The organism is Ruegeria sp. BJ6 (assembly GCF_056537885.1).
In genome coordinates this window covers 1-6,173 of sequence record NZ_JBQFSG010000021.1, presented here as the reverse complement: position 1 = coordinate 6,173, position 6,173 = coordinate 1, and the positions used below count along the sequence as shown (strand labels likewise).

Below are 6,173 nucleotides of genomic sequence, written 5' to 3'. Positions count from 1 at the left end.
TCAGCGTCGTTTTACCATGGTCAACGTGGCCAATCGTGCCGATGTTGACGTGCGGTTTTGTACGCTCAAACTTTTCCTTTGCCATTCCTCAGGCGCCCTTTTGCGATTTGGGGGACCCTTGGTCCCGTAGGTTACATCTGCGCGCGCGAGATATTGGGTTCAAAGGAGAAAATCAAGCACATCCTGAGGGAAATACCTAACCTTGTACCGGATTCGGTGACGACTGCCCGATTTCGACCGGTTGCAGCACCTCGGGGCGCTTGTCGAACCAGCCGTTCGCCTTGTGTTCTTCGGCGATCCACTCCTCGACCCGGTCTGCAACTTTCAGGGCCAGCCCGTTCATCTGCTCTTCCTTGGTGCGGGCATGGCCGGAACCTTTCAGAGCACTTTCGCCGGTCGTATCTTCGAGGACCTGCATCTGTTCGCCTTTGGCAAGGAATTCCTTGCGCTCGACGTCGTAGACGTTGACCAGAACGATGGCGGTACTTTTGGGGTTGAACAGAACCGGCACACCCGGGGGCGCCAGCATGTACCCTTCGAGGCTGATACCGATGTCATATTCCTGCGACCCCTGATAGCGGCCCATCCGGATATCCACGGCATTCTGAATGGCGTTGGTCCATTCCTGCGGTGTGGCGTCGCGCGACACCGGCCCCTGAACGGCCTTGTCGGCAAATGCGTAATTCACGCGCAGCTTGAACTCGCCCAATTCTTCAGGAGCTTCGTCCACAAGCGTCGGCGCGCAGGCCCCCAGCAGGGCCAGTCCGGCGGTCAGCGTCAGTATTCGGATCATTCTCTTGTCTCGACAGGTCCGTTTTTTAACGATGTAGCGCACCGACACGGCCTGTGCCAAGCCGTGTCAGCAAAAATTGACCTACTGGCGCATTTTGGTCAGGAGAACTTATAGTCACGCGGGAAGCCATAGGGCGGCTTTTTCCCGACGCTTGCGCGTTTGGACAGCCACTGTGACAGGTCGGCCTCGTGCCGGGTCTTGTCACCGCCCATGGACCATTTCAGACCGTCCTCCCAGTCAAAGGTCGTCAGGTCAGACAGGCCGCCATCCAGTTCCAGCGTGCCCTGACGCCCGCGGGCCATGTTGTACTTTTGCAGGCGCACGCCTTTGCCGCGCGTCATTTCGGGCAGCTCGGACACTGGGAACACAAGGAATTTTCCGTTCTGCGAAACGACGGCGACGTGATCACCGGCGACCGGTTTGCAGATCATGGCGGTTTCGTCCCCCTTGACGTTCAGCACCTGCTTGCCGTTTCGGGTCTGGGCCAGAACATCGTCCTCGGGCACCATGAAGCCGTTGCCCGCATCCGAGGCCACCAGCAGCTTGCGCCCCGGCTTATGGATCAGGATATCGACGATCTGCGCCTCGTTCGGCAGGTCGACCATCAGGCGCAGCGGTTCACCCATGCCCCGCCCGCCGGGCAGATTGGCGGCGCTGACCGTGTAGAATCGCCCGTTCGAGGCAAAGACAAGCAGGCGGTCGGTCGTCTCGGCATGGAAGATAAAGCGCGGGCCGTCGCCGTCCTTGAACTTCAATTCGCGGTTCAGGTCGATATGGCCGGTCATCGCGCGAATCCAGCCCATCTGAGAGCAGACGACCGTGATCGGCTCGCGGTCGATCATCGCCTCAAGCGGCACTTCTTCGACATTTCCGGCCTCGGCAAACTGCGTGCGGCGCGCGCCGCCTTCGTAATCCTTGCCGAAGGTTTTCTTGGTCTCTTTCAACTGCTCGGCGATTTTGGCCCATTGCAGGCCTTCATCGGCCAACAGGTCCTCAAGATTGGCGCGTTCCAGCATCAACTCGTCACGCTCACGCACCAGCTCCATCTCTTCGAGACGGCGCAAGCTGCGCAGGCGCATGTTGAGGATCGCGTCGACCTGAACCTCGGACAGCTCGCCCTCACCCGGCTTGGGTGAAACGTAGTCGGCCTCGTTGGTGGCGCGAACGTGGTCGATGCCCCAATCTTCGCGCATCAGCGCGGCTTTGGGGTCGTCGTCATAGCGGATGATGTCGATCACGCGGTCGAGGTTCAGGAAGGCGACGATAAAGCCTTCCAACACTTCCAAACGATGGTCGATCTTGCCCAAACGGTGACGCGAGCGGCGCAGCAGCACCTCTTGCCGGTGATCGAGGAAGGCGCGCAGCACTTCCTTCATTGAACAGACCTTGGGTGTCACACCGTCGATCAGCACGTTCATGTTCAGGCTGAACCGCACCTCGAGATCTGAGTTCCGATAGAGCATCCCCATCAGCACCTCGGGGTCCACATTCTTAGAACGCGGCTCAAGGATCAGGCGGATGTCATCGGCCGATTCATCGCGGACATCGGCGAGGATCGGGATTTTCTTGGTCTGGATCAGCTCAGCGATCTTTTCGATCAGCTTGGATTTCTGAACCTGATAGGGAATCTCGGTGACGATGATCTGCCATTGGCCGCGGCCCAGATCCTCGACCTCGTACTTGCAGCGCAGCCGGAACGAGCCGCGCCCGGTGCGATAGGCTTGGGCGATATTCTCGGGCGGCTCGACGATCACGCCGCCGGTCGGGAAATCCGGACCGGGCACGTAGTTCAGCAACGTGTCGTCGCGTGCATCGGGTGTTTTGATCAGATGCAGGCAGGCATCGCAGAGTTCCGAGATATTATGTGGCGGTATGTTCGTCGCCATCCCTACCGCGATACCACTGGCACCATTGGCCAGCAGGTTCGGGAACTGCGCAGGCAGCACCACGGGTTCTGTCAGCGTGCCATCATAATTGTCGCGAAAATCGACGGCGTCTTCGTTCAAACCCTCAAGCAGCGCCTCGGCCACGATGGTCATCCGCGCTTCGGTGTAACGTGAGGCCGCCGGATTGTCGCCGTCGATATTGCCAAAGTTCCCCTGCCCGTCGACCAGCGGATAACGGACGTTAAAGTCCTGCGCCAGACGCGCCATCGCGTCGTAAATCGCGGCGTCACCGTGCGGGTGATAGTTACCCATTACGTCACCGGAGATCTTGGCAGACTTACGGAATCCACCGGTTGCACTGAGTCGCAACTCGCGCATCGCGTAGAGGATTCTCCGGTGAACTGGCTTTAATCCGTCGCGCGCATCGGGCAACGCCCGGTGCATGATGGTGGACAGCGCATAGGTCAGATAGCGTTCGCCAATCGCGCGGCGCAATGGCTCGGCTATCTCGCCCCCGTTCTCAGGGGTCTCCATATTGGGGTCGTCGATCGTATCGTTCATATATGATGTGATACGCCGCAAGAGCCCGCTGGTAAAGCAAGCACAGTATATTTTGCTGGGGACAAGTCGCGCTTTTTGCAACAGGGGGAGACAAGTCCCGGATTTCCCCGCTTTTTCGACTCATCGTCCAAAATATGGTAAGATTTCACTGATTGTACTGCTGCAATTTTTTGATTTTTCTGATTGTCGGGGGAAGCGCCATGAAGCGCCTCATAGTTCTTACGTTTGCTGCACTTGGCTGGGTTTTCTATGTCATGAGCGGAGGGCCGGATTTCGCCCCACGTGGAGAACGCATACCCGTTCCGGAACAGGTGGCCGAGGCCCCGAAACCCGCACCTGCCCCTCTGGTTTCTCCGAAAGCTGAAGAGTTGGTAACCAAAACCGTCCTTCAACCCGCTACCCCGGTTGTGCCGAAAGTCGTACCGGAACCCGAGCCGGTCACGACGGAAGAATCGATTGCCTTGCTGGCCCAGGCGGCCAGCAGCCTGAATTCAGGGACATCCCTTTTTGGCACTCAGACCACCGGACTGACGCTGGCGTCTCTGGAACAGGGCGCGGCCGGGCTGCAGCAGATCACCCCATCAGAGCCGGAACCTGCGGAAACGCCTGTGGCGGCCGAGCCTGTCAAAGACATCCGCGAGGTATCGGGTACACGGGTGAACATGCGCGACGGCCCCGGCACGATCTATCCGATCATCGCCAAGGTCACCATCGGTCAGAAGGTCGAGGTGCTGCATGATCCGGGCACCGGCTGGCTGCGCCTGCGCGTGTTGCCCGAGCGACACGTTGGATGGATTTCAGCGTCCCTCATCCGGAAAATCAACGACTGACGCAGAGGTGTCATTGCTCTGTTCCGAACCTAGCAATAGCTATGGGCGAGGTTCATTTTCGGGAATGTCATGCAAAAATCCATCCTCATCACTGGCTGCTCATCCGGTATCGGTCAGGACGCGGCACACGGTATGCGTGCGCGTGGCTGGCGTGTTTTTGCATCCTGCCGGCAGCAGCGCGATTGCGACCGCTTGCGGGCGCAGGGCTTTGACAGCCCCCGGATCGATTACACCGACGCGGACAGCATAACCTCTGGTTTGGCACAGGTTCTTGAGGCAACGGGCGGCACGCTGGATGCCCTGTTCAACAACGGTGCGCATGGCCTGCCCGGCGCGGTCGAGGATGTGCCAACCGACGGAATGCGCCATATCTTCGAGACCAACGTATTTGGCTGGCACGAACTGACGCGGCAGGTGATTCCCGTCATGCGCGCGCAGGGCCACGGGCGAATCGTTCAATGTTCGTCGGTGCTGGGTCTGGTCGCGTTTCCCTGGCGCGGGGCCTATGTCGCCACTAAATACGCAGTCGAAGGGCTGACCGATACCATGCGGCTTGAGCTGCGGGACACCGGCATCAAGGTCATTCTGATCGAACCCGGACCGATCACGTCCAAGTTGCGGGAGAAGGCGATTCCGATCTTTGAGCGCTTTATCGACTGGGAAAATTCCGCCCTGCGCGAAAGATACGAAAACTCTCTGCTCAAAAGACTTTACGAGGATTCGGGGCCGGATAGATTCGAGCTGCCCGCCTCGGCCGTCACAGACAAGCTTGCCCGCGCCGTTGAAGCCCGGCGTCCCCGTTCACGATACTATGTCACGACACCGACCTATATCGCGGGTTATCTGCGCCGGGTTCTGCCCACAGGTGCCATCGATCGCATCCTGTCGGATATCTGAGACGAAATTACCGGTTCGCTTTTTACCCTGTCGGGGCTAGATGGGGTCAGGCGCAACACTAATCGCGGACGGTAAAGTTATGGACCTGATGATGGTCATCCTGCTCATGGCCATGGCGGCGGTCGTCGCCGTACTGGCGATGGGCATCGCCAACTTTGGCAAAAGCGGCACCGATGCCGCAAAGAAAAGCAACAAGATGATGCGGCTGCGCATCCTGTTTCAGTTCATTGCCGTAGTGCTTATCGTGCTCTACGTCGTACTGCGCGGACAAGGAGTGCAATAGATGGTCGTACTGAACAAGATCTACACCCGCACCGGCGACGACGGAAAAACCGCACTAGGCAATGGCGAACGTGTCGCCAAATACTCCGGTCGCGTTACGGCCTATGGCACCGTGGATGAGTTGAACGCCCATGTCGGTGTCGCCCGGCTGGAAGCCGACGGCGATGTGGATGCAGCACTTGCCCGTATCCAGAACGATCTGTTTGATCTGGGCGCGGACCTGTGCCGCCCGGACATGGAGAAGGATGCCGAGGCTGATTATCCGCCTCTGCGCATGGTTGCCTCTCAGACCGATCGGCTGGAAGCTGAAATTGACGCAATGAACGAATCTCTGGAACCGCTGCGCAGCTTCATCCTGCCAGGCGGGTCCCGGCTGGCCGCGCATCTGCACGTATGCCGCACCGTCTCACGCCGGGCGGAACGTCTTGCCGTCGAGCTGACCAATATGGAGCCGGTCAACGAGGCAGGCGTAAAATACCTCAATCGACTGAGCGACTGGTTCTTTGTCGCGGCGCGTTGCGCCAATAACGGCGGGCGGGACGATGTTTTGTGGGTTCCGGGGGCAAACCGCTGATCCGAACGCGGCGCCGGGCTGAGTATTCAGAGAGTTAAGCCTAAGGACAAGCTGATGCCGTTGGCCCCCTTGCAGCGGGCCAAACCGGCATCTTGGGGCTCGATTCCCGCTTCTCAGGCAAAAAAATACTGAAACGCGACGTCTGGAAGCCACGACGTGACGATTTTGCCCTGTTGCAGCGATGCGCGAGACGCTATCTACACCCGCGAGAGCATTGGTGGAGTCGCGACGCGGCTTACCGTTTTTGTAAGGAGCAAGCGCAAAAATGAAGGTACTCGTGCCTGTCAAACGCGTGATTGACTATAATGTGAAGGTCCGCGTTAAAGCGGACGGTAGCGGTGTTGATCTCG

7 protein-coding genes and 1 pseudogene are annotated in these 6,173 nt (G+C 58.9%); 5 read left to right on the top strand and 3 right to left on the bottom strand.

What is annotated here, in order from left to right; genetic code table 11:
* The 3 genes from ACR0D6_RS22440 to ACR0D6_RS22430 all read right to left on the bottom strand — a co-directional run.
* Positions 1-85: GTP-binding protein (locus tag ACR0D6_RS22440; RefSeq protein ID WP_170377556.1), on the bottom strand; the 85-nt coding region annotated here is incomplete at its 3' end.
* A 111-nt stretch (positions 86-196) separates the two neighbouring features.
* Entirely contained in the window at positions 197-793 is a 597-nt protein-coding gene (locus tag ACR0D6_RS22435) for a hypothetical protein (protein WP_170657632.1), read from the bottom strand.
* A gap of 98 nt (positions 794-891) precedes the next feature.
* The gene (locus tag ACR0D6_RS22430; protein WP_170657634.1) at positions 892-3,240 is read right to left on the bottom strand and encodes a DNA topoisomerase IV subunit A; all 2,349 of its coding nucleotides are present in this window, start codon (positions 3,238-3,240) and stop codon (positions 892-894) included.
* Between the two features lie 200 nt (positions 3,241-3,440).
* Here ACR0D6_RS22430 and ACR0D6_RS22425 point away from each other — a divergent pair, with 200 nt between their 5' ends.
* The 5 genes and pseudogenes from ACR0D6_RS22425 to ACR0D6_RS22405 all read left to right on the top strand — a co-directional run.
* A complete protein-coding gene (locus ACR0D6_RS22425; protein WP_480767152.1) occupies positions 3,441-4,070 on the top strand; it encodes an SH3 domain-containing protein in 630 nt (209 codons plus the stop codon).
* A 69-nt stretch (positions 4,071-4,139) separates the two neighbouring features.
* Entirely contained in the window at positions 4,140-4,967 is an 828-nt protein-coding gene (locus ACR0D6_RS22420) for an SDR family NAD(P)-dependent oxidoreductase (protein WP_170657636.1), read from the top strand.
* Between the two features lie 79 nt (positions 4,968-5,046).
* On the top strand, positions 5,047-5,250 hold the full coding sequence (locus ACR0D6_RS22415; RefSeq protein ID WP_170657638.1) for a twin transmembrane helix small protein: 204 nt from the start codon (positions 5,047-5,049) through the stop codon (positions 5,248-5,250).
* Complete coding sequence (locus ACR0D6_RS22410; protein WP_170657640.1) at positions 5,251-5,823, top strand: cob(I)yrinic acid a,c-diamide adenosyltransferase; 573 nt, start codon at positions 5,251-5,253, stop codon at positions 5,821-5,823. It abuts the gene before it with no gap.
* 265 nt (positions 5,824-6,088) lie between these two features.
* Positions 6,089-6,173 (top strand): annotated as a pseudogene (locus ACR0D6_RS22405) (electron transfer flavoprotein subunit beta/FixA family protein); the annotation flags it as partial.

Coding starts and splice junctions, on each gene's coding strand:
- ACR0D6_RS22435 (WP_170657632.1), bottom strand. CDS start 793: ATGATCCGAATACTGACGCTGACCGCCGGACTGGCCCTGCTGGGGGCC.
- ACR0D6_RS22430 (WP_170657634.1), bottom strand. CDS start 3,240: ATGAACGATACGATCGACGACCCCAATATGGAGACCCCTGAGAACGGG.
- ACR0D6_RS22425 (WP_480767152.1), top strand. CDS start 3,441: ATGAAGCGCCTCATAGTTCTTACGTTTGCTGCACTTGGCTGGGTTTTC.
- ACR0D6_RS22420 (WP_170657636.1), top strand. CDS start 4,140: ATGCAAAAATCCATCCTCATCACTGGCTGCTCATCCGGTATCGGTCAG.
- ACR0D6_RS22415 (WP_170657638.1), top strand. CDS start 5,047: ATGGACCTGATGATGGTCATCCTGCTCATGGCCATGGCGGCGGTCGTC.
- ACR0D6_RS22410 (WP_170657640.1), top strand. CDS start 5,251: ATGGTCGTACTGAACAAGATCTACACCCGCACCGGCGACGACGGAAAA.